We start from the raw sequence: 22,339 nt of genomic DNA, 5'->3' as shown, positions 1-22,339 counted from the left end.
CTCAGAGGAGCCGCCGGGCGGCTCGCCGTGGCGGACCACGGTCGGACGAATCAGTTTTTCCCGGGAGAACCCGGATGCTCGAGAAGCGCGAAGACGGCGTGGAAGCTCCGGTCGGCCCAGCCTCGGCGGAGTGCTTCGGAGAACACCGCGTCGGACGCGTCGGCCATGCCGTGCGAGGTGCCCGCCTCGCGAGCGGCCTGCACACACATGTCGATGTCCTTGGCCAGAATGCCCAGCTTGCCGCCCTCGGGGACGTCACGCGCCCCGCGCCGCACCCCGTCGGCCGCGACCCCGAACACCGCACTGTCCGCCGTGGTCCCGGACACGAGATCGACGAGCCGTTCGAGGTCGACGCCCAGGGCACGGGCGAGGAACGCCGCCTCGGCGGCAGCTACCAGATTGCAGATCCCGGCGTACTGGATCGCCATTTTCGCGGCCGCCCCGGCCCCGTGCGGGCCGAGATGGACGATCCGGTCGCCGATCCCGGACAACGCTTCCCGCGCGCGTTCGAGCGTCGCCTCGGCACCGCCCACGAGGAAGGTGACTGCGCCGTCCTCGATGCTCGCCGGAAGGAACGGAGCATCGAGGACGGCGACCCCTCGGCGGCCGAGCCCGTCCGCGATCTCGCGTGCGAATTCGACGGGCACGGTGGACGTTTCGACGAGGATGCTTCCCGGCGCCATCCCCGCGGCCAAGCCGGTTTCCGGGTCGAGGACGACGGCGCGCACGGCTCGCTCGGTGGGCAGGCAGGTGAAGACGATTTCGCTTCCCGCGGCGGCATTGCGTGCCGAACCGGCCGCGGTGGCGCCTGCCTGGACGGCGTCGGCGACGGCCTCGGCGCGGACGTCGTGGACTGCGACGTCATGACCGGCCCGCACCAACCGGTGCACCATGGGCAGTCCCATGTCGCCGAGGCCGACGAAGCCGAGCGGGGAACCCATCTACGCCTGCACCATCACGCGGCCGACGCGGGTGATGGCCGGGTACCAGGTGAAGTACACGTGCTGGCAGGCGCAGTTGACGTCGCGCCACCACCGTTGGATCGGCGAGGAATTGTAGATGGCCGACCCGCCGCTCATCGCGAAGACGTCGTTGACCACCTTGCGCGCGGTCTGCGCGGCAAACGCGCAGTCGGCCACCGGATGAGCGAGCTCCAGCGCCGACAAATCGGTGCGGCCCGGATCGGCATCCAGTGCTTCGGCGGCATTGAGCACGTGCGCATACGCGGCTTCGAGTTGCTGGGCCGACGCGGCGATCTGCACGGCGATGGCTTCCTCCCGCGGGGGAAGGCGATCGGCCGAGGCGCCGCCGATCCGGCCGGCCAGGGCCGTCCGCGCCGCTTCGATCGCTGCGAACCCGCCGCCCAAGGCCGCGCCCACCAGCGTGTACGGCGCCACGACTTCGAGGCTGCGCTGGTAGTACGGCTCGCCGAGGGCCGCCGCGCCGGGGGCGGTGCCGTCGAAGACGACGTGCGCAGGCAGGGCACGGGCTTCCGGCACAAAGGCGTCCTCGATGCGGATGCTCTTGCTTTCGGTGCCACGCATCCCGGCGGTCTGCCAGTCGTCGAGGGTCCGGACATCGCTGCGGGGCAAGAGGTAGAGCCGGCCTTCGGGGCCCTCCACGCCATGCCCGATGACCACCCAGCCGGAATGTTCCACGCCGCTGCAGAACCGGCCTTCGACGCCCTGGACGCGGAACCCGCCCTTGACCGGCGTGACCTGGCCGCCGCCGGTGCGGATGACGCTCGCCACTACCGGGCTCGGGTCGGCGTACACCTCCTCCTGCACCTCGAGCGGGAAGAGGGAGACGAACAGGAGGTCGCCGGAGAGGACACCGTGCAGCCACGCGGTGGACAGGCACGCGCTGCCCAGTTCCCGGCTGACCCGGAGCGCCGTGCTCAGCGACCCGCCGGGACCGCCGAACCGCCGCGGCTTCTGCAGGGTGAGCAGACCGGTGGAGCGCAACGCATCCATTGATTCCTTCGGCACCCTCCCCAACGTGTCCACGTCGGGTGCCCGCCCGGCCAGGATCGGGTGGAGCGCGCGGGCCTGCTCGAGTGCCTCTGTCGCCGGCTCCGTTTCCGTGAGCGTCACAGCGTTACCTACTTTCGTTCCGCGGCGGGAGCCTGCAAATGCAATATTGATCAAAAGTGACAGTAGACTACAACCTTCGAGTAGTGTCCGCAAGAGTCGCGGGCTGGGGTGGTGAGGACTGGTGTGCCAGCGGGGACGGCTGCGGTATCCAGTCCTTCCGAAGGGCGATAGACCCTGATCAGGTGGGACTAAAGGCTTGTCGGCGCGGCCGGTGTGACGGCGGGCCGGGGGAGTCAGGTCACGGGTTGGCGACAGTCTTGCCTGGGCGCGCTGGCCGGCGCATTATTTGATTAAACATCTCAAACGGATCCTGGTCACCGCCGCGATGGCCGCGATCAAGCAAAAGGACTCCTGCTACGCCGTCTACTACCGGCGCATCACCGCCCGCCGCGGCCGCCAGTGCGCACTGGTCGCCGTCAGGCACAAGCTGGTCATCGCGGTCTGGCAGGTGCTGGCCGACAAAGTCACCCACCGCGATCTCGGCGCCGACTACTTCGCCCGCTGTAACCCGCAACGCGCCACATCGTCAGGCAGGCCAACGCCCTTGCCATGACCGTCCGCTTCGACTCGATCCCAGCCTGACGCCAGACCGCACGGATCACCTGTCAAGCCGCGTGTCTCGTTCATCTTCGTGTCAGTCCGACCGCGCGTCGCCAACGACACGCTCACCAGCGGACCCAGGACACGCGAAGTACAGAGGCGCCCGCCCCACTCGCCGGGACGGGCACCTCACCATGCCCCTTGACAAACAGGCACTCCAGATCAGCCGGTGCGCGGTGGCGCAGCGGCCTCCCGGTACTCGTCGCGCGCCGGAACGAACACGTCGAGGACGACGCAACCACCTTCACCTGCTGTCCCGGCGTGTTCGACGTTGCCGGGCACGACATAGGCCTCGTCAGGGCCGATCTCGTGGTCGCCGTCCTCAGTGGTCAAGATGAGGATTCCCTCGAGGACGACACCGAGTTGCTCGTGGGGATGCCGGTGCATCGGCAAGATGGCGCCGGCCTCGATCGTAACGACGTTGATCGACGCGCCACGGCCGAACACTCCGCGCATCTCGATACCTGGGATTGGCACCATGGGACTCGAGTCTGCCAGTGCGTAGATCTGGACTGGGTCAGGTGTCATGGCTGCTCCTTGCCCCGCCATCGAAGGCGATTCGCAAATGTCGTCGTTGAACTTCTGCGGTGCCAGCCCCCAAGGCGGCACGTATGAACAACCTCCCTAGGAACTACAGCTGGCGAACGCCGGGACGCGGCACCGGGGCGGCTGGCCCGGCCCCCCCCGGGCCGCCGGGTCGAACACCGCCTCTAGAGCTAGACCAGCCCCGTGAAGTAGGACCAGTCGATGCGACTGTCCGGATTGCTCGGCTGCAGCGGGCGCAGGAGATGGAACGCATCGAGGGCGGCGCGTCGTCCTGTCGCGATGGCGCCGTGGACGCTCTCCGCGTTGCCGTCAATCGAGCTGGCCTCGCCGGCCCACAGCAACGGCGCCGTCGGCGCGGCGAGATCGGCGCGCTTGAAGTACGCACCCACCGGAGCGATGCTCACGGCGCCTCGCGCCCACGGGTCCGATGGCCAGTCGGCGATGTGCAGGGCAACCAGCTCGGCACGGACGTCGACCTCGGGGAACATCGTCTGCAACGTGGAGATGAACACCTCCTCGAGCTCCTCGTGCTTGCCCGTCAGGGCCGCCGAGTGAATCGCACCGGTCCACGCGATGAGCGCGGGTGGACCAGGCCGTCGTGCGAACGGCACCCACCACCGATTCATTGCCGAGTCGGCATTGAAGAAGGAGTTCACAAGGCCGACCCGGGGCTCCCAGAACGCGTGCCGGAACTCGGCGCCGAGCTTGATCTCCAGCCCCATGCGCAGGTCGTCGATCGCCTCCTGCTTCGCCTGTGGCAGGCTCGGCTCAAACGTCACGCTGCCTTCCTGCAACACGCCGAGCGGCAACGTGACAACCGCCGTCCTGGCCGCAAACTGCCCGCCTGCGGAATGCACTTGGACGCCGTTGGGCGACCACTCCACCCGGGTCACGGGGCTCTCGAGGCGGATGCGGTCCGCGAACGGCTCGGCGATCCTCCTCCACAACTCCGAGTATCCGTCCACGAACTCGAAGCTCGCGACGTTCTCCGCGCCGAGGGCGTAGCCGTCGCCGGCCGAGCGGGCACTCAGCTCGTCGATCGGAATCGGCGCGAAGGCGTCGAGCTCCCAAGCGATCGCGTCGATCTGCGCCTGGGTGAACCCGTTCTGGTGCAGAGCGTCGAGCACGCTCACGTCCTCCTGCCCGGGCTGCCCCAGTACCGTCGGAACACGCTCCAGCGCTTCGCTGACCTCGGCGGACTGCTCGCCGGATCGCCACTCTCCTCCGCCGAAGTACGGGGGATGGGTCGTGCCGTCTTCACGAGCAGTCGAGAGCTTCACCAGCTCATGGGGCTTCGGACCATGCGTCGCCATGCCGGTCCGGATGACGTAGTCCCAGGTCGGCGTCCGCGCACCGTGCACCCGAGACGCGCCCTGCTCGATGGGGGTGCCGTCCGAGAGCGGGAGCGAGTGAGCCCGGCCCCCGAGACGGTCCCGAGCCTCCAGGACGACGAAGGTCTTGCCCGCATCGTGCAAGACCGACGCGGCCGTAAGCCCGGCCGCTCCCGCGCCCACCACGATGCAGTCGAGAATCTCGCTGTTGGTGTCTTCCATCATTTCTTCCCTCAAGCTTCCTGACACGGATACCCGCTGGAGCGAACCCCGCCCGCTCCAACGTCGCCGAAACGGGGCCGGGCTGCGATACGCTAGCACTAATTTGATCAAAAAATAACCCTTGCTTGGCGCGTCCGGCCGTCGAACTCAGCACGATGCGGCGTCTATGATCAAAGCAGTTTGCCGCCGAGGGTGCCCGAATCTGGAGCCGGCGCCTCGCCCACGACACCGGGAGCAGTGCGGATGACCCCCGCCAACGACAGCATGCGCATCGACTGGGACGTGGCCGTCGAAGCCGACGACGGCCTGGTGCTTCGTGCCGACGTCTTCCGACCTGCGCACGGCCGGCATCCCGTGCTCCTCAGCTACAGCCCGTACGGCAAGGGGCTGAACTTCGCGGAGGGACGGCCCGATCAGTGGGAGGCGCTCTGCCGGGAGCACCCGGACGTGCCGGCCGGCTCCAGCAACGTCTATGCAAACTGGGAGGCCGTCGACCCGGAGAAGTGGGTTCCTCACGGCTACGTGGTCGTGCGGGTCGACTCCCGGGGGATGGGCCGCTCACCGGGTTACGTCGACCACTTCTCGGCGCGCGAGACGCAAGACCTCTACGACTGCATCGAGTGGGCCGGGACCCAGCCGTGGAGCAGCGGCCGCGTCGGGCTCGTCGGGATCTCCTACCTGGCCATGAACCAATGGCAGGTCGCAGCGCTGCAGCCGCCCCATCTCGCCGCGATCTGCCCGTGGGAGGGATGCTCGGACAACTATCGCGACGGTCGCCGTCACGGAGGCATCCTCTCCACGTTCACCATGCGCTGGTATCGCAACCGCATCGGCAAGGCGCAGTACGGGATCGGCGAGCACGGCCAACGGAATCCGGTGACCGGTGTGCTCGCGTTCGGCGACGAGACGCTGTCCGAGGAACAGCGTGCCCGACAGCGTGCGGACTTGATCGCCGAGCACTACGACCACCCGACGCTGAACGCGTACTACGAGGAGCGCAACGGCGACTTGCCGGCCATTCGCGTCCCGCTGCTGTCGGCGGGCAATCTCGGTGGCCAGGGACTCCACCTGCGCGGCAACGTCGAGGGCTTCGTGCGCGCAGGCTCCGATCACAAGTGGCTCGAGCTGCATACCCTCGAGCACTGGACGCATTTCTACACCGACTACGGCCGCGAGCTGCAGAAGCGCTTCTTCGACCACTTCCTCAAGGACGAGCGCAACGGATGGGACCGGGTGCCGCCCGTGATCGTCAACGTGCGTCATGTCGATGGGACCACGGCACTGCGCTACGAGGACGACTGGCCGCTCCCGCAGACGCGGTGGACGAAGCTCTACCTGCACCCGAGCGACGGCGCGCTCGGGACCACGCCGCCCGCCGGCGACGGCCACGCCTCCTATCAGGCGATGCGCGACGGGATCACCTTCCGCACGGTCGTCGACGAGGAGACCGAGATCACCGGACCCTCCGCTGCGAAGCTGTTCGTCTCGTCGGCGACCACCGACGTCGACCTCTTCCTCGTGCTCCGGGTCTTCGATCCGGCGGGCAATGAGGTCACGATGCGCGGTGCGAACAACCCGCACATGCCGATCTCGCAGGGCTGGCTGCGGGGGTCTCACCGCAAGCTCGACCCGGAGCTCAGCACTGCACATCAGCCCGTTCACACCCACGACGATCCACAGCCACTGAACCCCGGCGAGGTTTATGAGCTCGACGTCGAGATCTGGCCGACCTCCATCGTGGTGCCGGCCGGGTACACGCTCGCGCTGACGGTGCAGGGCCACGATTACACCTGCGAGAACGCCGACGCTGCTGCCCTCGTGGACTGGCACAACCCGGCCGAGGGCAGTCACAACGACCCTCGCGACCGGCCGAGCGACGTGTTCGCCGGCAAGGTGATGCTTCACGCTGGCGACCACCACCGGCCGTATCTTCTCCTGCCCGTCGTTCCACCCGACCCCGGAAAGGCCGATGGGACGCCACAAGATTGAACACCTCGAGCTCTGCGTCGCCGACGTAGCGGCCACCGTCACGTCCTACCCGGACGTCGTCGAACTCGTCTAGATCGCGCGCGACGCGATCACGGCCATGTGAAGTTGGCCAGCGACACGCTGGCGGGCCGTTAGGCTTGCCGAGAGCGCGAACGCGTGCAGCTTTGCCTCGGGCACGCTGATGCCCAGCGCCGCCGCCGTGCGGTCGTTCGTCCGCACGGCCGGAAGGCGTCGCCCCGCGCGCCCACGCCGCACGTTCGAGACGGCCAGACGCTTGGATCGCAGGCCGCTTGGTCGTCGACGCCGACTGGCCGCGCGATCGACCAACCGCGGTGCTACGGCCTTGTCGCGTTCGCGTGCTTCGCCCTCAGAGCACCCGGCGTCGAGACGTAGCGGGTAACGTCGCTTCGCGATCGTGCTTCGTGCGATCGCGAATGCGCACCCGAGTCACGTAGCTTTGTCACCAGGGTCCGACGCCCGATTGCCACCAGAAGCGGCGGCGGTGATCGCCTTCCCGTTCATGCCGTCAGTGCCGACTCCGAGGCTCGCCTGCCGTCCCGGTCCGACTACGAGAACGCGTGCCGCGATATGGCGTCAGGCGACATTGAGGCCGCCGTCGAGGACGATCGTCTGCCCGGTCGTCCACTCCGCGGCAGGATCAGCCAACGCGAGAACCCAGTAGGCGATATCGGCGGGAGCCCCGATCCTGCGCCGGAGAGCCTTTTGCGACGCCTCCTCGAGGTACTCCATCACCTCAGACGACACGTGACCGTCCCCTTCCCAGGATCGAACCATCCCCGGTGCGACCGCGTTGACCCTGATGTCCGGCGCGAGCTCGTACGCCCACGTTCGGGTCAGCGAGTCCAGCGCCGCCTTCCCCGCGGTCAGAAACCCTGCACCGGTCGTCGCGCCCTTCCGCGATGCCGCGAGAGCGTTCGTGACGTTCACCACGAGACCCTTGCGGGCTCGCAGCGCGGGCAGCGCAGCCTGCGTGACCTGAGTGGTGCCGACGATGTTGGTGCTGAACAGCGCTCGCACACGGTCCGGGTCGCACTCGGCAAGCTCCATGAGGTCCATGCGACCCGCGTTGTTCACCAACACGTCGAGCTCGCCCTCCGGACCGGACGCAGCTTCGACGATGCGCGTCACGTCCGCCGGTGAGGTGATGTCGCCGGCGCATGCCGTGATCCCGGGTCGCAGGGCGACCGTGTCGGCCAAGGCGTCCTCACGCCGGCCTGCGATGGTGACACGTGCTCCTGCGTCGGCAAACGCCAACGCGATGCCGCGGCCGATTCCGGATCCTCCGCCGGTGACCAAGACGGACCGGCCCTCCAAGTGCTCTCGAGACATGGTTCTCCTTCTGCAAGTCGTACCTTGTCCATCAGATGAACGAGGCATGTTGCCGAGCGTTCTTTCAGCGTGGGCGACTTCGTCACGCGGACGGCACCGGTGATCGGATCCCTCAGAACAAGATCGGTGAACGTGCCGCCGAGTCGGCTTCTTTGATCAAATTTGTGCCTGACAATACAGGCAGCCTTCACTCCCTGCAATGGCGGATCGCAAATATTTGATCAAGTTTTCCAGGAGGCCGACCACCGTCGACGCCTGCGCCCAACCTCGGTCGACGGCCTGACAGCCCCTGCCGCCGCGAGGGCCGGCCGCGGTACGGCGTGAGCCGTCCTTCACGACACGTACCCGGAGCACCGGAGCGACCCGTCCGGAAAGAGGATCGAGCGAACAGTCGATCCGACCCCGTCAGCGCCGACGACGAAGTCGAACTTCTCGCGCACGCCGTCCGAGAACTCGACGTGCTCGGTCCATGAGATGGCGATGGAGGGTCGTCCAGGTGCTCACCCGCTGCTCCGAAGCGGCCCTCGTAGACGAGCTCCCCGCTTCGATCGAGATACCGCACGCTGCGCGGGACGAAGCTCAGGGCATCGACATCCGTGCCGAGCCGCTCTCGCAAGTAGTCGGTCGTCGGCGCATCCACGCCGAGACCCGCGCCGTACCCGAAGAGCCCGGTTGCGGAGCGCTCGAAGACGTCGACCTCAGACCCGGCATCCCGGAGCAGCAGCCCGGCGGTGACGCCACCGAGCGACCTCCGACAATCCCGACTCACACGGGTGTCCCCGCGCTTCGGCTCAGTGCACCGGCGCCGGCACGTCCGACGCCGTCACCATCAGGTCCCGTGCGTCCTCGAGCGCGTCGATCAGCCGGTCGATGTCCTCGAAGGTGTTGTAGTAGTGGAACGCGGCGCGGATGTTTCCTCCGCGGTGGCTCACGACGATGTCATGCTCCGCCAGCTTGGCCACGGCTGCACCGGGGTCCTTGGCCCGGACGGTGACGAGCGGGCCACGCAAGTTGGGGTCCGCGGGAGTCGGGGAGACGAAGCCGGCGGCGTCGAGGCGATCCATGGCGCGGGCTGTCAGGCCCTCGATGTACGGCTCGATCGTCGTGGCGCCCACCTCCTGGAGGACCTTCAGCCCGGCGTAGCTCTCGTAGACGCCCGAGAGGGCCGGTGCAGTGATCTGGAAGCGGCGAGCGTCGCCCGCCTCGAGGAGCTCGTCGATCTGGATGTTGTCCGGATTGTCCTGGCCGAACCATCCGGTCACCGTGGGATGGAGGTTCTCGACGACCTGGTCCCGGACGTACAGGAGACCCACGCCGGCGCCGCCCAGGAGGAACTTCACCGTGCCGGTCGTGAGCACGTCGATGTTCAACTTGTCGACATCGAGCACCCGTGCGCCGGTGCAGTGGTAGTCATCGACGGCGAAGATCGCCCCGACGTCGCGAGCGCGCTTGCCGACCGCGGCAAGATCGAGACGATGCCCGTTCTTGAAGCACACGTGGGTCACGGAGACCATCGCGACCCGCTCGTCCAGCACGGCGTCGAACGCCTCGGGCGTGATGATCCCCTCGTCGTTCGGCGAGACGCGTCGCAGCTCGATGCCGCGTGCCTGCTGAGCCAGCCAAAGGTAGACGATTGACGGAAAGTTGTAGTCGTCGATCACGACGACAGGGCGCTTCTTTGCGTCCAGCGCCGAGGCGACGGACGCCAGCCCCGTGGTCGCCGACGCCGTGATCGCGATCTCGTGCGGCGAAGCGCCGATGAACTCCGCGTACCCGGCGCGGAGATCCTCGGTCCGCTCCATGTACGGTCCCCACGGCGTTCCTCCCTCAACCCACAGCCGCGTGTACTCCTCGAACGCCGCAGGGTGGGAAACATGCATCGCGCCGCGAGAGTTGCTCGCGAGGTGCACCTTGCGTTCGAAGATCGGGAACTGCCGGCGGAACTCGGTGACTTCGGGAGGCGTGGTGGTCATCGGCTTCTCCATGGCGAATCTCTTCCTGTGTCGTCCATCGTCATCGGCTGCTGCACCGAACTCGATCTCCAGAGCTCGACGAGCCGGCCGACCCCGCTCCGAAATCCCCGGCGAGTTCCCATTTCCTCGTTCCGCATACGGCTGTCGGGCGGCGCTTGATCCGTAGCGGCACGGACAACGCTGTCGAGCTCCGATTTGATCAATAATAGCGACCTCGCCGCCACGGCGCCATCTCCGATCCCGATCGGTGCCGATTGTTTCCTGGCGCGCATCGCGCCGGCCCGCCGGTCGGCGGAGAGTCCGTTTCGAACAGCTCGTCAAGCGCATCTGCTGGCCAAGGACCAGGAACCCCGTCCGGCAGTCGGAGGAGGTTCCCGCCCCGACGGTCGTTCGTCACCGGGCTCACCGGGGAGGCCGGTGACGGGCGCGAACGGCCGCGAACGGCACAATCGCGTTCACTTGATCAAATCTTCCGTTTCCGTTAGACTTTCCGCTCGCGAGGCGCCGGAGCGTTTCGGCGCGCGCGTCTTGCGCCGCTGGACCCGCCGCCGGCGGGATGCGCGCTTGTCACAGCGAACCGGAGGCTCGATGTCTGCATATCTCATCGCCAACATGGACGTCCACGACGTGGAGGGCTACAAGCGGTACCAGGCCGAAGCCGGACGCATCGCCGAGAAGTACAACTCGCGCCTGCTTGCGGCCTACGGCCGGTTCGAGGTCCTGGAAGGCGCATGGAACCCCACCGGCCTCGTCATCGCCGAGTTCCCGACCTACGAGGACGCCAAGCGCTGGCACGCAGATGAGGACTACCAGCCGCTGCGAGAGCTGCGCGAGCGCACCGCGACGAGCCAAGTCGTCCTCATCGACGGCGCCCAAGGATGACCCGGCAACCTTGAGCACGATGGTACGAGGAGACCGTGCCGAAGATCGTCGAAGGGGTGGCCGACGCCATCCGCTCCCGACCGGTTGAGCCCAACGCTTCATCGGGACGTAGGACGCCCATGCCGCCATGGCCGCCCGGGGGTCGTCCGGGTTCGCCGTGGCTGACCGGGCTTGCGTCAGCTCCGTGTCGATCGCGCCCGGAGATCCCGTGTGTGGACGAGGTGATCACGATGCCGCCGCCGCGCTTGCGCAGATACGGCACGGCCGCCCGGACCCCGTACCAGACACTCTTCATGTTGACGGACATCACGGTGTCGAACGCTGCCTCGTCGTACTCGTCGACCGGGCTATCGTCGGTGGAGACACCCGCGTTCGGACGGCCAAGGTATGCCACAACGCGTGGACCCTTGCCGAAGCGGTGGGGAAACGCAGCCCGGGCCAGCCGGACCTCACCGCGTGGAACGGAAGCCAGGTGGCCATCGGCCGCGCGGTCGTCGCGCGCGCACGCGAGCTCAGTGAGCGTGCGCAACGGTTCGGCACCTGGATCCCCGGCGATCCGGGGCTGCAGCCCGGGCTGTTCGGGCCGGAGCCGTCGGTCGCGCCGGCCGGCGAGCAACCGGATCACGACAATGCCCTGTCACGACGTGGAGGTCGCTGATGGATTTCGGGTTACGCGGGCGCACGGCGGTGGTATGCGCGTCGACCAGCGGCTTGGGTGAGGCCACCGCTCGGGCACTGGCCGCGGAGGGTGCGCACCTCGTGGTGTGTGGCCGGCGCGGCGATCGGGCCGCAGCCATTGCTGCCGAGCTTCCGAGCGCGGTGGGGGTCGGCATCGATTTGACGGCAAGCGGTGGGCCTGAGCAGTTACTCGAAGCCGCCCGGGTATTCGGGCCGGTCGACATCTTGGTGCTCAACGGTCCGGGCCCCTCGCCGGGCACTGCAGCGGATCTCGACCTCGTCGGAGTCAGCGCCTCGATCAGTGCCCTTGTCCGCCCCCATGTCGAGCTCACCTCGCTGGTGCTCGGCGGAATGCGGAGCCGAGGCTGGGGCCGAATTCTCGCCATCGGGTCGATCAGCGTCGCGACGCCGCTTCCTGGGCTGGTCCAATCCAATCTCGGTCGCGCGGCGCTCGCTGCCTACCTGAAGACACTCGCGACCGAGGTCGCCGCCGACGGCGTCACAGTGAACATGATGCTCCCCGGCTGGATCCGGACCGCTCGGACGGCCGCTCTCGACGCCGAGGTCGCGAAGCAATCCGGCCGCAGTGCCCAGGAAATCGAACGGGAATCACGAGCTTCGATCCCGGCTGGCAGGTACGGGGACCCCGCTGAGTTCGGCGCCGCCGCCGCATTCCTGTGCAGCGCTCAAGCCGCCTATGTCACCGGCACCACGCTGCGCTGTGACGGCGGCCTGGTGCCTTCACTCTGACCCCGGCGCAAGCGGAGTTCGCCCGCGAACAGCAGGCGAGCCGGAACGCCGGGCAGCGGCATTCCGGCACGGCAGATCAGATCGGGCTGGTGAAATACGACCAGTCGATCCGGCTGTCCGGATCACCGGGCGGTAAGCGGGCGGAGCAGATGGAGCGCTTCGATCGCTGCCCGCCGTCCTTCTCTGAGTGACGTGGACCGTTTCGGCGTTGCCGTCGGCCGAACATGCTTCGCCCGCCCAGAGCAGGGTGTCGTCGGCGCGGCGAGATCCGTGTGCTGGAAGTACGCCCCGACCGGGGCGACGCTCACCGCACCCCGCGCCCATGGGTCCGCCGTCCAATCCGCCACGTGCAACGAGCCGAGCACCTCCGGCCCGGCCTCGATGAGGGTGCGCAGGTCACCGGGCACCGTGCCGCCCAGCTCTGCTCGCACGTCGACGACGAGGCCGAGCCGTGGGGGTTGCCCGGCAGCCGGGCTGAAAGTGGCGAACCGCGACGCTCGAGGAGGCGAAGCGGTGGCACGATTCCGAGGAGTACCGGCCGTTCCGCGAAATCCGGGACCGGACCGCGCGGAGCCAGGTCGTGCTCATCGAGGGAATCGGGAGCATCGGGAGCTGAGCGGCGGCAGGCCAGGGTGCGGTCCTGTCCGGACCGCACCCTGCACCGGCTCAGGTGGCCGCGCCGGGCCGTTCGACGGCCCGGATTTCGTTGACCAGGCTGCCCAGTCCGGAAATCCGGGTGGTCAGCACGTCGCCGTCGCGGAGGAAGACCTGGGGGTCACGGGCGTTGCCGACGCCGCTCGGGGTTCCGGTGAGCAGCAGGTCGCCTGCCCGGACGGTCATCCCGCGGCTGAGTTCGGCGATCAGCCGCTCGATCGGGAAGGCCATGGACCGGGTCGAGGCGGACTGCATGACCGTGCCGTTCAGGACGCATTCGATGTGCAGGTCCGTCTTGTCGGGAAGTTCGTCGAGGGTGGTGATCCACGGGCCGAGCGGCAAGGTCCCGTCGACGGATTTGCCTTTGAACCACTGCCCGCCGTGCGCGCGCTGAAGGTCGCGCAGGGACACGTCGTTGGCGACGCAGACGCCGAAGACGTGGTCCCACGCCTTTTCCTCCGGGATGTTCCGCCCGGTCCGGCCGAACACGATCGCGAGTTCGGCCTCGTAGTCCCACTTGCGGGACAGGACCGGGTCGTACGGGATGGCCGCGGCGGGCGGCAGCACGGTGTCCGGGCCCTTGGTGAAGAACGTCGGGTGGTCCGGCCGGGCCGGGGGCTCCTGGCCCTCGCGTCTGCCCTTGGATTCCTCGAAGTGATCCCAGTAGTTCCAGCCGACGCAGAGGACGTCCCGGCGGAACCGGCGGAGCGGGGCGTCGAGTGAGCTCGGGTCGAGCGGGATGCGCGGGTACCCGGGCAGGGCCCGCCGGACCTCGTCCACAGTGGACGACCGGACGATGTCCTCCAGCTGCCCGAGGTCCTCGGGGACGAGCGCCAGCGAACCGTCGAGGACGACGGCGGCTCGCCGTCGTCCTTCGTGCCACACGCTTGCGAGCTTCACCGGACCACCGCGATCGCGTTGATCTCGATGAGGTACTCCGGCCGGACGAACTTGGAGACCTCCACCATGGTCGAGGCCGGGGCGACCCCGGTGAAGAACTCGCGCCGGACCGCGTGGATCTCGTCGAAGTGGCGGATGTCGGTGACGTACACGTCGAGGCGGACGATGTCGTCGAGCGTGCCGCCCGCGGCCTGCACCGCCGCCTCGAGGTTCCGGCAGACCTGGCGGGTTTGCCCGGCGATGTCGCCGATGCCGGCCACGGTGCCGTCCGCCCGGCGGGCTGTCATCCCGGAAATGAAGACGAGGGTTCCTTCGGCGGTGGTGCGGGTCGCCTGGGAGAAATGTCCGTTGGGGGCGGCGAGGTCCGGCGAGATCACTTCGTGTTTGGGCATCAGCGGGCATCCTCGGGGTCGGAGTACCACGACGGTTGCGTGGGGTAGTGCGGGCCGTCGTAGATTTCCAGCAGCAGGGAGTCCTCGTCGGCGTAGGTCGGGCCGTGCAGGCATCCCTTCGGGTTCCAGTAGAAGCTGCCGGGGGTGAGCGTGAGCCCGGTCGAGGTGTAGCGGTACCGACCCTGCAGGCAGTACATGAACTGGTTGGACGCGTGGGCATGCTGGTCCGGGATGCCGGACCCGGCGAGGAAGCGGACGATCGCGATCGAGCCGCCGGTGTCGTCGTCCCGCCAGAGCATCTTGTGGGACAGCCCGGGCAGCGTCTTGTCCTCGAACGCCAGCTCCGGCACCGCGACGAGGATCTCGCGGAATCGGGCCAGCGGCCCCTCACCGGGCAACCGGGCGAGATCCGCCGCGGCACCGGAGTAGGCAGCGGGATCGGACACGTTGTCGGTCGATTCGGTCATCGTGGATTCCTTGTGATGGGTGGTCAGAAGCCCAGTGCGTGGTCGAGCCGGTCGCGTTTCGTGCGCAGGTAGTGGACGTTGTGCGGATTCGGCACCGTCGGCAGTGCGACGCGGCCGGCGAGCTCGAGCCCGTACCCGTCGAGACCACTGTATTTGGCCGGGTTGTTGGTGATCAGCCGGATCCGGCGGATGCCGAGGTCGGCGAGGATCTGCGCGCCGACCCCGTAACTGCGCGAGTCGACTGGCAGGCCCTGGGCGGTGTTGGCGTCCACCGTGTCCAGTCCTTGGTCCTGCAGTGCGTAGGCGCGGATCTTGTGGGCGAGGCCGATCCCGCGGCCTTCGTGCCCGCGCAGGTACACCACCGCGCCGCAGCCCTCGGCGGCAATCTCGTCGAGGGCTGCTTGCAGTTGGGCCCCACAGTCACAGCGCAGGGAACCGAGGATGTCGCCGGTGAGGCATTCGCTGTGCACCCGCACGAGCGCGCCCCGGGAGCTCGCCCCCGCCGCGGCGACGTCGCCGAGCACGAGCGCGAGGTGCTCGGTTCCATCGAGGGTGTTGCGGTAGGCCACCGCCCGGAAGTCGCCCGTCTCGGCCGGCATGGTGGCACTCGCGACCGGCTCGACGAGCCGTTCGGTCGCCCGCCGGTACCGGACCAGGTCGGCGATGGCCAGCACCGGCAGATCGTGCTCGGCGGCGAAATCGGCAAGGCCGGCCCCGCGGCGCATCGTGCCGTCGTCGGCGACCAGTTCGCTGATCACCCCCACACCGGACAGCCCGGCCAGCGACAGCAGATCGACGGCCGCTTCGGTGTGCCCGGCGCGGACGAGAACTCCGCCGTCCCGTGCGCGCAAGGGAAAGACATGGCCCGGACGGCGAAGCTGCCCGGGGCGCAGCGCCGGATCGGCGAGGCCGCGCACGGTCGCGGTGCGGGCTTGCGCGGACACCCCGGTGCCCGTGCCGGCCAGGTCGACGCTCACGGTGAACGCGGTGCCGTGCGCATCGGTGTTGTCGGCGACCATCGGGGGCAGCCGGAGATCGTCGGCGCGCTCCGCGGACATCGGAGCACAGACGATCCCGGTGGTGTGCCGGACCAGGAACGCCATCTGGGTTTCGGTGACGAGCTCCGCGGCGACGACCAGGTCGCCCTCGTTCTCGCGATCGGCGTCATCGGTGACCACGATCATCCGGCCCGCGGCGAGCGCAGCCACCGCGGTGCCGACCGCCTCGGCCGGGAGGACGCGGTTCACGCCGGCACCTCGCCCAGTGCGGAGTGGGTGCCGAATACCCGGGCGCGGTAGGTCAAGGGTGCTCCGGAGGCTGGTTCGGCAACCTGGACGCGGCCGAGGAGGACGACGTGGTCCCCGCCGTCGACGAGCTGGGTCACCGTGCACGCCACGAAGCCACAGGTGCCGGGAAGCCGCGGCACTCCTGCTTCGGCAACCCAGTCGACGCGCTCGAATTTTCCTTCGTCCTTGCGGGCGAAGTTCGCGGCGAGGGTGGCTTGGCCACTGCTGAGCACGTTGAGGCCGAAGAGTCCGGTCTGGCGGACCAGGTCCAGCAGGTTGGAGGTGCGATCCAGCGAGACGAGCACCATCGGCGGGTCCATCGACAGGGACGCGAACGCGCTCACGGTCGTCCCATGTGGACGGTCGGCCGCCATCGCGGTGACCACCGAGACCGGCGTGCAAACCGCGGCCATGACCTCACGGAAGGCACTTTGCAGCTCCGGCTGCGCGGCCGCGATCCTGTTGTCCTTCATGGCACCTCCTGGCCCGGATGACGTTTCATGCCCGGCGCCGTTCGGACGGGCTGCGGTGGCGAGGATCGTTGCGCGCAACGGGATCGCGAGTGGCGGGTACGCCGTTCCCGTTCCGCAGCGAGGTCTTCGGCGCCCGGGTCACCCCCAGCTTCGCGGCTGTTTCGGCGAGCTTTTCGAGCACGGCGGCAGGAACTGCAATGCCGTGCCGCTGGGCGTGCCGGTGGCGTTCGGCCTCCAGCTGCCCGGGGTGCAGCACCCGGGTGGCGTCCGGGGCGACCGGAGAACTCGTCACCTCGGTGGTGAGCGCGGCGACCCGGGACGCGAACGAGCGGTCGCCGAACACCCGGGGATCGATCGCCAGGAAGACGTGCGCGCAGTCGTTGGCGATCGCGGGATCGGTGTAGAGCCCGCGCACCGCGGACCCGTAACTGCCGTCGGAGAGGACACCGCTGAGGACGTCGAGCATCAGCGCCAGCCCGTAGCCCTTCGGCCCGGCGATCGGGAGCAGCAAGCCACGAATGGCGGCCGCGGGATCGGTCGTCGGGATGCCGGACCCGTCGGTGGCCCAATTCTCCGGGATGGCCCGGCCCTCGTCGGCCGCCAGCCGGATCTTGCCGAGCGCGCCCTCGGAAAGAGCCATGTCGAGGATGACGGCGTCCTCGCCGCCGAGCGGCGCGCCGATCGCGAGTGGGTTGTTGCCCACCACTGCTTTCGCCCCGCCCGGGGCCGGCATCATCGGCCTGGTGTTGCACGCGGCGACGCCGATGCAGCCGCTGCGCGCCGCTTGCTGCACGTAGCGGAAGGCCGCGCCGAAGTGGAATGCGTGCCGGACCGTCACGAGGCCGATGCCGTGGGTTCGGGCTTTGCCGAGGGCGATGGTCATCGCCTGGTCGGCGGTGAGAACGCCGAGGGCATGCTCCGCGTCGAGCACCGCGATGGCCCCGAAATCGGTGGCCACCCGGGCCTCGGTGGCGCGCGAGACCGAGCCGGCCAAGATCCGTTCGACGTACATCGGCAGGAGCATGACCCCGTGGGACGAGATCCCTCGCATGTCGGCATCGACCAGTGCTTCGGCGACTGTCGCGGCGGCGGAGGAGGGCACGCCCGCTCCGGTGAGGATGCTCGTGGCCGCCCTGCGGAGCCAAGCCGGGGAGACCAGCACCCGGTCGGCCCCGACGGTCATTCCGGACTGCACGGCTTCACGACCCTCGGGCCGGGGAAGCGGGGCCGGCGCTTCGCCGCTGCCCTGGCCGAGCAGCGAACCGGCGTCGTCCGCAGCCGTCCGGATGGCGGGTGTGCTGCATGTCTGTCTCCCCACTCGTGGTGAACCGTTCGGTGACCGGCTTGCCCGGCGGGACCGGTGGTGCGCCCCGGGCTGGACTGCGCCGGGCGATCCCGGGGATTCCACCGGGCGGCATCCGTTCGCCGGTGAAGTGTGCCGCTACTTTCAGGGTAGCCCGTTCGTGGCGCCAAGGCCAGTAATTTTGATCAAAAAATGGCACTCAATGGACATGACTAGTGGAGATGACCGAGTAATTGATAAATCTTGCGGCTCATCCCGCGGCAGTTGCCCGCGGGTGCCCGTCGAGTGTCTCGAGGAACCCGGAGATCTGGTACTCGACCATCGGGTCCAGGACGTGCCTGCCGATACTCGCGACCGCGCCGCGCAGCAGGGCGGACGCTTCCCAGCTGAGGTGCGAACCCGTTGCGGCGGAAGCAATCCGCAGCTCGGCCGTCACCTCGATCAGTACGCCGGTCCCGCGTCCGCGTGCGGTGTAGCGGACTTCGCGGTACGGCGCGAGCACTTCCGGCGTGATGGTGAGGGCGAGCGGCAGGGTGCCCAGCCCGAGCGGGACGACGACCTGCACGCGCCAGCGGCCGTCGTCCTCGACCTGGAAATCATGGGCCGCCGGCAGGATTCCGGCCACGGACTGCGGATCAGTCAGGGCCCGCCAGAGCGCGTCCGGGGGAGCGGCGAACTCTCGGGTACCGGTGATGTTCATCGGGTCTCCACTTCGGCCCGGGCGCCGGACTCCGGGTCATGGATGAGGCGCCAGAGGCGTTCGGTGTTGTGGTGACTGTGCCCGACGTGGCGCTCGATCCCTGCCGCGCGCAAGGCATCCTCGACCGCTGCCGAAATCGCATGGAACGCGCCGCCGCCGCCTTCGCCCATGCCTTTCGCGTCGAGCGGGGCCACCGGGGACGGTGATTCGATGGCATCCGTGCGCAAATCCGGCATGTCCAGCGCGGTCGGCACGTGGTAGTCGAAGAAGTTCGCGTTCAGCGGCTGGCCGTCCTCGTCGAATTCGTAGGACTCGGTGAGCGAACCGCCGAGGCCGTGCGCGAGTGCGCCGTGCACTTGGCCCTCCACGATCCGGGGGTTGATGCGGACCCCGCAGTCGTCGACAACCGCGTAGCGTTCGATGGAAAGCTCGCCCGTCTCGCGGTCGATTTCGACGACGCAAGCATGGATCTGCGTCGCGTACGTCAAGGCGATATTGCCGAATCGGCGTTCCGCGTCGGGCATCGTGAACGGCGGCCGGTACACATAGCGGCAGTTCAACGTCACGTCGAGATCGCTCGGGTAAGCGACCGTGTCACTGTTGACGAGTGCGGAGAGTTCGCCGAAGCTGCGTTGCCGGTCCGGTACTCCCTTGACCCCGGCATTCCCGTTTTCGAGCACGATGTCGTCGAGATCCGCTTCGAGCACCGCGGCGGCGAGCTGGCGGATCTCGAGGGAAAGCCGCTCTGCCGCACCTTTCGTGGCCCCGAGGCCGGTCACCGCAAATTGGCTGGCCACGGTGGCCGACCAGCCGGCGTGCGAGTTGCGCCGGGAATCGTGTCCCTGATGGACGGTGATGTCGTCCGGCGAGATGCCGAGGATGTCGGCGGCGACCTGGGCGGCGGTGGTTTCGTGCCCCTGGCCTTGCGGTGCGGTGCCGAGACTCAGCACGACCTCGCCCGTGAGGTCGAGCTTGATCACCGCGACCTGGTTGTTCCCCGATACGGGGGCGTACGGGTTCGCCATCCGGATCTGGGCGTAGTTCTGCGTTCCCGAATCCAGGGTGGAGCCGATGCCGATACCGATCAGCTTCCCGTCGTGTTCGCCGCGGCGCTTCCTGGCCTCGGGATAGTCGATCAGCTCCAGGACCCGATCGAGGCAGCGGGAGTAGTCGCCGGAGTCGTAGATGCCGCCGCTCGGCGTCTCGTACGGCATTTCCTCCGCGGTGATGTAGTTCCGCTTGCGGATCTCGATCGGGTCCAGTCCCAATTCGTGCGCGACAATGTCGATGATGCGCTCGATCAGCCAGAGGTGCTGCATGCGTGAGTAGCCGCGGTTGGCGCCGCTGGGCGGCTTGTTCGTCGCGACCTGAGTGAAATTGACACGGATATCACGCCACCGGTAGCAGCCCGGTGTCACTTGGCTCCACAGGACGGCACCGGCCGGTTCGTAGCGCGGGAATGCCCCGCAGTCGTCGATTGCGGTAACGGAGAACCCGAGGATGGTGCCGTCGCGGCGGACCGGGACCACGATGTCCTCGAACCAGCGGTCCGAGCCGTGGACGTTGCCGATGTGCTGGTCTGTCCGCCACTCCGTCCATTTCACCGGACGGCGCAGCTTGCGGGCGAGCAGGCACGCCGCGGTGAGATACGGGTACAGCGCTCCCTTGTTGCCGAATCCGCCGCCGATGTCGCGGCTGACCAGGCGCAGTTGGGAGGTGGGTACGCCAAGGGCGATGGACATCCACGTGGCGTTCGGCCCGGGGGAGTGCATGTTCGAGACGACGGTGAATTCGCCGCTGGCCCGGTCCCATTCCGCGACCGCTCCCGAACATTCCAGCGGGGTCGAGGAAAACCGGTGGAAGTACAGTTCCGGAATGCGCACGACATGGTCGGCGGCAGCAATCGCCGCCTCGATGTCGCCGTAGTCGAAAAGACCCGAGAAAATGACGTTGCTGCCGACCTGTTCGTGCAGCAGCGTGGCGGTTTCGGCAACGGCACGGCGGGCGTCGAGTACCGGCTCGAGACTCTCGTACTCGACCTCGACGAGATCGGCGGCATCGCGGGCGAGTTCCCGGGTCGCGGCCACGACCGCGGCCACCGGTTCGCCTGCCCAGCGGACTTTCCCGACGGCGAGGCAGTAGTCGGTGATCGTGTTGGCGGCGCCGGGTGCGCTCTGCGCGAACGGGTTGGACAGCGTGGCGACCTCTTCCCCGGTCAGCGTGCCGTACACCCCTTTCAGCGCCGCCGCCTTCGCCACGTCGACAGACACGATCCGGGCGTGCGCGTAGGGGGAGCGGACGAAATGCACGTATCCCATTCCGTGGCGCTTCACGTCATCGACGAAGACGCCTTCGCCGCGGATCAGCCGGTCGTCTTCCTTGCGGCGGATGCTTTGCCCCACCGAGGTGCGCGGTTCAGGCTCAGGCATGGGCATCTCCCGTCCGCTCGGCGACCGACTGGATCGCGTCGACGATGTTCCAATACCCGGTGCACCGGCAGATGTTGCCCTTCAGCGCCCGCTTGATTTCGTCCCGTGCCGGGGCCGGGTTGCGCTCGAGCAGATGGGTGGCGCTGATGAGCATCCCGGGCGTGCAGTAGCCGCACTGCAGGGCGTGGTGCTCGGAAAACGCTTGCTGCAGCTCGGTGGGCTCCGGCCCGTCGGCCAGGCCTTCGACCGTCACGATCTCCGTGCCGTCCGCCTGGACGGCGAGCATCGAACAGGACTTCATCGCCTTGCCGTCGACCAGAACGGTGCAGGCCCCGCAGGTTCCGGTGTCGCAGCCGACGTGGGTGCCGGTGAGGTCGAGGTCGTCGCGCAGCAAATGCACGAGCAGCCGCCGGGCCGGGACTTCGCACTCCTCGGCTTTCCCGTTCACGGTGACGTGCACGGGGTGCTGTGGTTCCCGGTCAGCCGGCATGGGTTCCTCCGCCGTCGTGGTTGGCATCGCGAACGGCCCGCACGGCGAGGACCTCGGCCAGATGCCGCCGGTACTCGCTCGATGCATGCACGTCCGCGGGGGGCGTGAGCTCTGCCGTCCGTACTGCTTCACGCACGGCGTCTTCTTCGGCCGCGCAGGTCAGGACGACCGGTTTTCCCGCCACCGCCCCGAGCGCGATCCGGGCCCGGCCGTCGCGCGTGGTCGCGGCAACGTTGACGATGCCGGGACCGTCCGCGCCGATCCGGACTGCGGCCCAGCCGTCGCCTTCCCCGGCGGCCCGGGCGGGGATGCGGACGCGAGTGAGCAGTTCGCCGTGCCCGATCGCGGTGGTGAACGGGCCGCGGAAGAACTCCGCGGCGGGGACGGTGCGTTGCCCGCCGGTGCCCATGATGGTCATCTCGGCCTGCAGCGCGGAAAACAGCGGCGGGAGATTGTTGTTGAGGTCGTGGTTGCAGATGTTTCCGCCGACGGTGGCGCGATTGCGTACCTGGGCGTCGGCCAGCGTGGCGGCGACCTGCGCGACGATCGGCCGCGCCGCACCGGCGGCCGGCGAGGCGAGCAGCTCGGCGAAAGTGACCCCGGCACCCAGTTCGAGGGCCCCGTCGGGGTGCACCTCGATGGTTTTCAGGGAGCCCACCCGGCTGATGTCGACGAGCCGATCCGGTGGGGCCACCCGCAGCTTGAGGAAGTTGATGAGCGAGGCACCGCCGGCCAGCGCCCGCGCGCCGGCCGTTTCGGAGAGCAGCTCGACGGCCTCCTCGACCGTCTCGGCTCGCCGATATTCGAACTGGGGTAAGAGCATTTCGTCGC

Annotated in this window: 22 protein-coding genes and 1 pseudogene; 5 read left to right on the top strand and 18 right to left on the bottom strand. The window is 68.5% G+C overall.

Annotated features, from left to right (window positions below; translation table 11 throughout):
• Nucleotides 1-50 precede the first annotated feature (50 nt).
• Together OO71_RS22665 and OO71_RS22660 are read right to left on the bottom strand one after the other, a co-directional pair.
• The gene (locus OO71_RS22665) at nt 51-941 is read right to left on the bottom strand and encodes an NAD(P)-dependent oxidoreductase (RefSeq protein ID WP_051791955.1); all 891 of its coding nucleotides are present in this window, start codon (nt 939-941) and stop codon (nt 51-53) included.
• Nucleotides 942-2,093: an acyl-CoA dehydrogenase family protein gene (locus tag OO71_RS22660; RefSeq protein ID WP_051791952.1), complete on the bottom strand. Its 1,152-nt coding sequence runs from the start codon at nt 2,091-2,093 to the stop codon at nt 942-944.
• Nucleotides 2,094-2,418: 325 nt separating this feature from the next.
• On the opposite strand from OO71_RS22660, the gene OO71_RS22655 reads away from it, so the two are divergent.
• Complete coding sequence (locus tag OO71_RS22655; protein ID WP_051791949.1) at nt 2,419-2,646, top strand: hypothetical protein; 228 nt, start codon at nt 2,419-2,421, stop codon at nt 2,644-2,646.
• A 209-nt stretch (nt 2,647-2,855) separates the two neighbouring features.
• Here OO71_RS22655 and OO71_RS22650 read toward each other — a convergent pair whose 3' ends face one another.
• Both OO71_RS22650 and OO71_RS22645 read right to left on the bottom strand, forming a co-directional pair.
• Nucleotides 2,856-3,221 (bottom strand): cupin domain-containing protein, encoded by a 366-nt coding sequence (locus tag OO71_RS22650; RefSeq protein WP_162186102.1) that lies wholly within the window; start codon nt 3,219-3,221, stop codon nt 2,856-2,858.
• Nucleotides 3,222-3,409: 188 nt separating this feature from the next.
• Nucleotides 3,410-4,903 carry a flavin monoamine oxidase family protein gene (locus OO71_RS22645; RefSeq protein WP_156096487.1) on the bottom strand — a complete coding sequence of 498 codons (1,494 nt, stop codon included), beginning with the start codon at nt 4,901-4,903 and terminating at the stop codon, nt 3,410-3,412.
• Between the two features lie 132 nt (nt 4,904-5,035).
• Here OO71_RS22645 and OO71_RS22640 point away from each other — a divergent pair, with 132 nt between their 5' ends.
• Complete coding sequence (locus OO71_RS22640) at nt 5,036-6,781, top strand: CocE/NonD family hydrolase (protein ID WP_211260585.1); 1,746 nt, start codon at nt 5,036-5,038, stop codon at nt 6,779-6,781.
• A gap of 594 nt (nt 6,782-7,375) precedes the next feature.
• Here OO71_RS22640 and OO71_RS22635 read toward each other — a convergent pair.
• Both OO71_RS22635 and OO71_RS22630 read right to left on the bottom strand, forming a co-directional pair.
• Nucleotides 7,376-8,131: an SDR family NAD(P)-dependent oxidoreductase gene (locus OO71_RS22635; RefSeq protein WP_033291814.1), complete on the bottom strand. Its 756-nt coding sequence runs from the start codon at nt 8,129-8,131 to the stop codon at nt 7,376-7,378.
• Between the two features lie 791 nt (nt 8,132-8,922).
• Nucleotides 8,923-10,104, bottom strand: coding sequence for an aminotransferase class V-fold PLP-dependent enzyme (locus tag OO71_RS22630; RefSeq protein ID WP_162186101.1), 1,182 nt, complete (start codon nt 10,102-10,104; stop codon nt 8,923-8,925).
• Nucleotides 10,105-10,692: 588 nt separating this feature from the next.
• On the opposite strand from OO71_RS22630, the gene OO71_RS22625 reads away from it, so the two are divergent.
• A complete protein-coding gene (locus OO71_RS22625) occupies nt 10,693-10,986 on the top strand; it encodes a DUF1330 domain-containing protein (RefSeq protein ID WP_033291812.1) in 294 nt (97 codons plus the stop codon).
• Here OO71_RS22625 and OO71_RS49095 read toward each other — a convergent pair.
• Entirely contained in the window at nt 10,964-11,515 is a 552-nt protein-coding gene (locus OO71_RS49095; RefSeq protein WP_162186100.1) for an SDR family NAD(P)-dependent oxidoreductase, read from the bottom strand. The two genes, OO71_RS22625 and OO71_RS49095, sit on opposite strands and share 23 nt — an antisense overlap.
• Before the next feature lie 128 nt (nt 11,516-11,643).
• Between OO71_RS49095 and OO71_RS22615 the strand changes: the two genes are divergently transcribed.
• On the top strand, nt 11,644-12,414 hold the full coding sequence (locus OO71_RS22615) for an SDR family oxidoreductase (RefSeq protein ID WP_033291810.1): 771 nt from the start codon (nt 11,644-11,646) through the stop codon (nt 12,412-12,414).
• Nucleotides 12,415-12,536: 122 nt separating this feature from the next.
• On the opposite strand, the gene OO71_RS50275 is transcribed toward OO71_RS22615, so the two are convergent.
• Nucleotides 12,537-12,845, bottom strand: coding sequence for a hypothetical protein (locus OO71_RS50275; RefSeq protein ID WP_156096486.1), 309 nt, complete (start codon nt 12,843-12,845; stop codon nt 12,537-12,539).
• A gap of 77 nt (nt 12,846-12,922) precedes the next feature.
• Here OO71_RS50275 and OO71_RS53375 point away from each other — a divergent pair.
• Nucleotides 12,923-13,030, top strand: a pseudogene (locus OO71_RS53375) (hypothetical protein); the annotation flags it as partial.
• Between the two features lie 50 nt (nt 13,031-13,080).
• Here the strand turns inward: OO71_RS53375 and OO71_RS22610 are convergent.
• The 10 genes from OO71_RS22610 to OO71_RS22565 form a co-directional block, all read right to left on the bottom strand.
• Nucleotides 13,081-13,968 carry a fumarylacetoacetate hydrolase family protein gene (locus tag OO71_RS22610; protein ID WP_033291809.1) on the bottom strand — a complete coding sequence of 296 codons (888 nt, stop codon included), beginning with the start codon at nt 13,966-13,968 and terminating at the stop codon, nt 13,081-13,083.
• The gene (locus OO71_RS22605; RefSeq protein ID WP_033291808.1) at nt 13,965-14,360 is read right to left on the bottom strand and encodes a RidA family protein; all 396 of its coding nucleotides are present in this window, start codon (nt 14,358-14,360) and stop codon (nt 13,965-13,967) included. Before OO71_RS22605 ends, OO71_RS22610 begins: the two co-directional genes overlap by 4 nt.
• Entirely contained in the window at nt 14,360-14,827 is a 468-nt protein-coding gene (locus OO71_RS52340) for a cupin domain-containing protein (protein ID WP_245633750.1), read from the bottom strand. The genes OO71_RS22605 and OO71_RS52340 overlap by 1 nt, the downstream gene beginning before the upstream one ends.
• A 23-nt stretch (nt 14,828-14,850) precedes the next feature.
• Complete coding sequence (locus OO71_RS22595) at nt 14,851-16,074, bottom strand: bifunctional 3,4-dihydroxy-2-butanone-4-phosphate synthase/GTP cyclohydrolase II (protein WP_033291807.1); 1,224 nt, start codon at nt 16,072-16,074, stop codon at nt 14,851-14,853.
• Complete coding sequence (locus OO71_RS22590; protein WP_051791942.1) at nt 16,071-16,586, bottom strand: flavin reductase family protein; 516 nt, start codon at nt 16,584-16,586, stop codon at nt 16,071-16,073. The genes OO71_RS22595 and OO71_RS22590 overlap by 4 nt, the downstream gene beginning before the upstream one ends.
• A gap of 25 nt (nt 16,587-16,611) precedes the next feature.
• Nucleotides 16,612-17,769: an Ldh family oxidoreductase gene (locus OO71_RS22585; RefSeq protein ID WP_084145196.1), complete on the bottom strand. Its 1,158-nt coding sequence runs from the start codon at nt 17,767-17,769 to the stop codon at nt 16,612-16,614.
• Nucleotides 17,770-18,139: 370 nt separating this feature from the next.
• Nucleotides 18,140-18,589: an SRPBCC family protein gene (locus OO71_RS22580; protein ID WP_033291806.1), complete on the bottom strand. Its 450-nt coding sequence runs from the start codon at nt 18,587-18,589 to the stop codon at nt 18,140-18,142.
• Nucleotides 18,586-21,018 carry a xanthine dehydrogenase family protein molybdopterin-binding subunit gene (locus OO71_RS22575; protein WP_211260583.1) on the bottom strand — a complete coding sequence of 811 codons (2,433 nt, stop codon included), beginning with the start codon at nt 21,016-21,018 and terminating at the stop codon, nt 18,586-18,588. The genes OO71_RS22580 and OO71_RS22575 overlap by 4 nt, the downstream gene beginning before the upstream one ends.
• Entirely contained in the window at nt 21,011-21,508 is a 498-nt protein-coding gene (locus tag OO71_RS22570) for a (2Fe-2S)-binding protein (protein ID WP_033291805.1), read from the bottom strand. Before OO71_RS22570 ends, OO71_RS22575 begins: the two co-directional genes overlap by 8 nt.
• On the bottom strand, nt 21,498-22,331 hold the full coding sequence (locus OO71_RS22565; protein ID WP_051791935.1) for an FAD binding domain-containing protein: 834 nt from the start codon (nt 22,329-22,331) through the stop codon (nt 21,498-21,500). Before OO71_RS22565 ends, OO71_RS22570 begins: the two co-directional genes overlap by 11 nt.
• Nucleotides 22,332-22,339: the final 8 nt, after the last annotated feature.

It is taken from the genome of Amycolatopsis jejuensis (assembly GCF_000717335.1).
GTDB classification, from domain to species: Bacteria; Actinomycetota; Actinomycetes; order Mycobacteriales; family Pseudonocardiaceae; genus Amycolatopsis; species Amycolatopsis jejuensis.
Note: the sequence above shows the minus strand (reverse complement) of the source record. Positions and strands in the feature narration are given on the sequence as shown.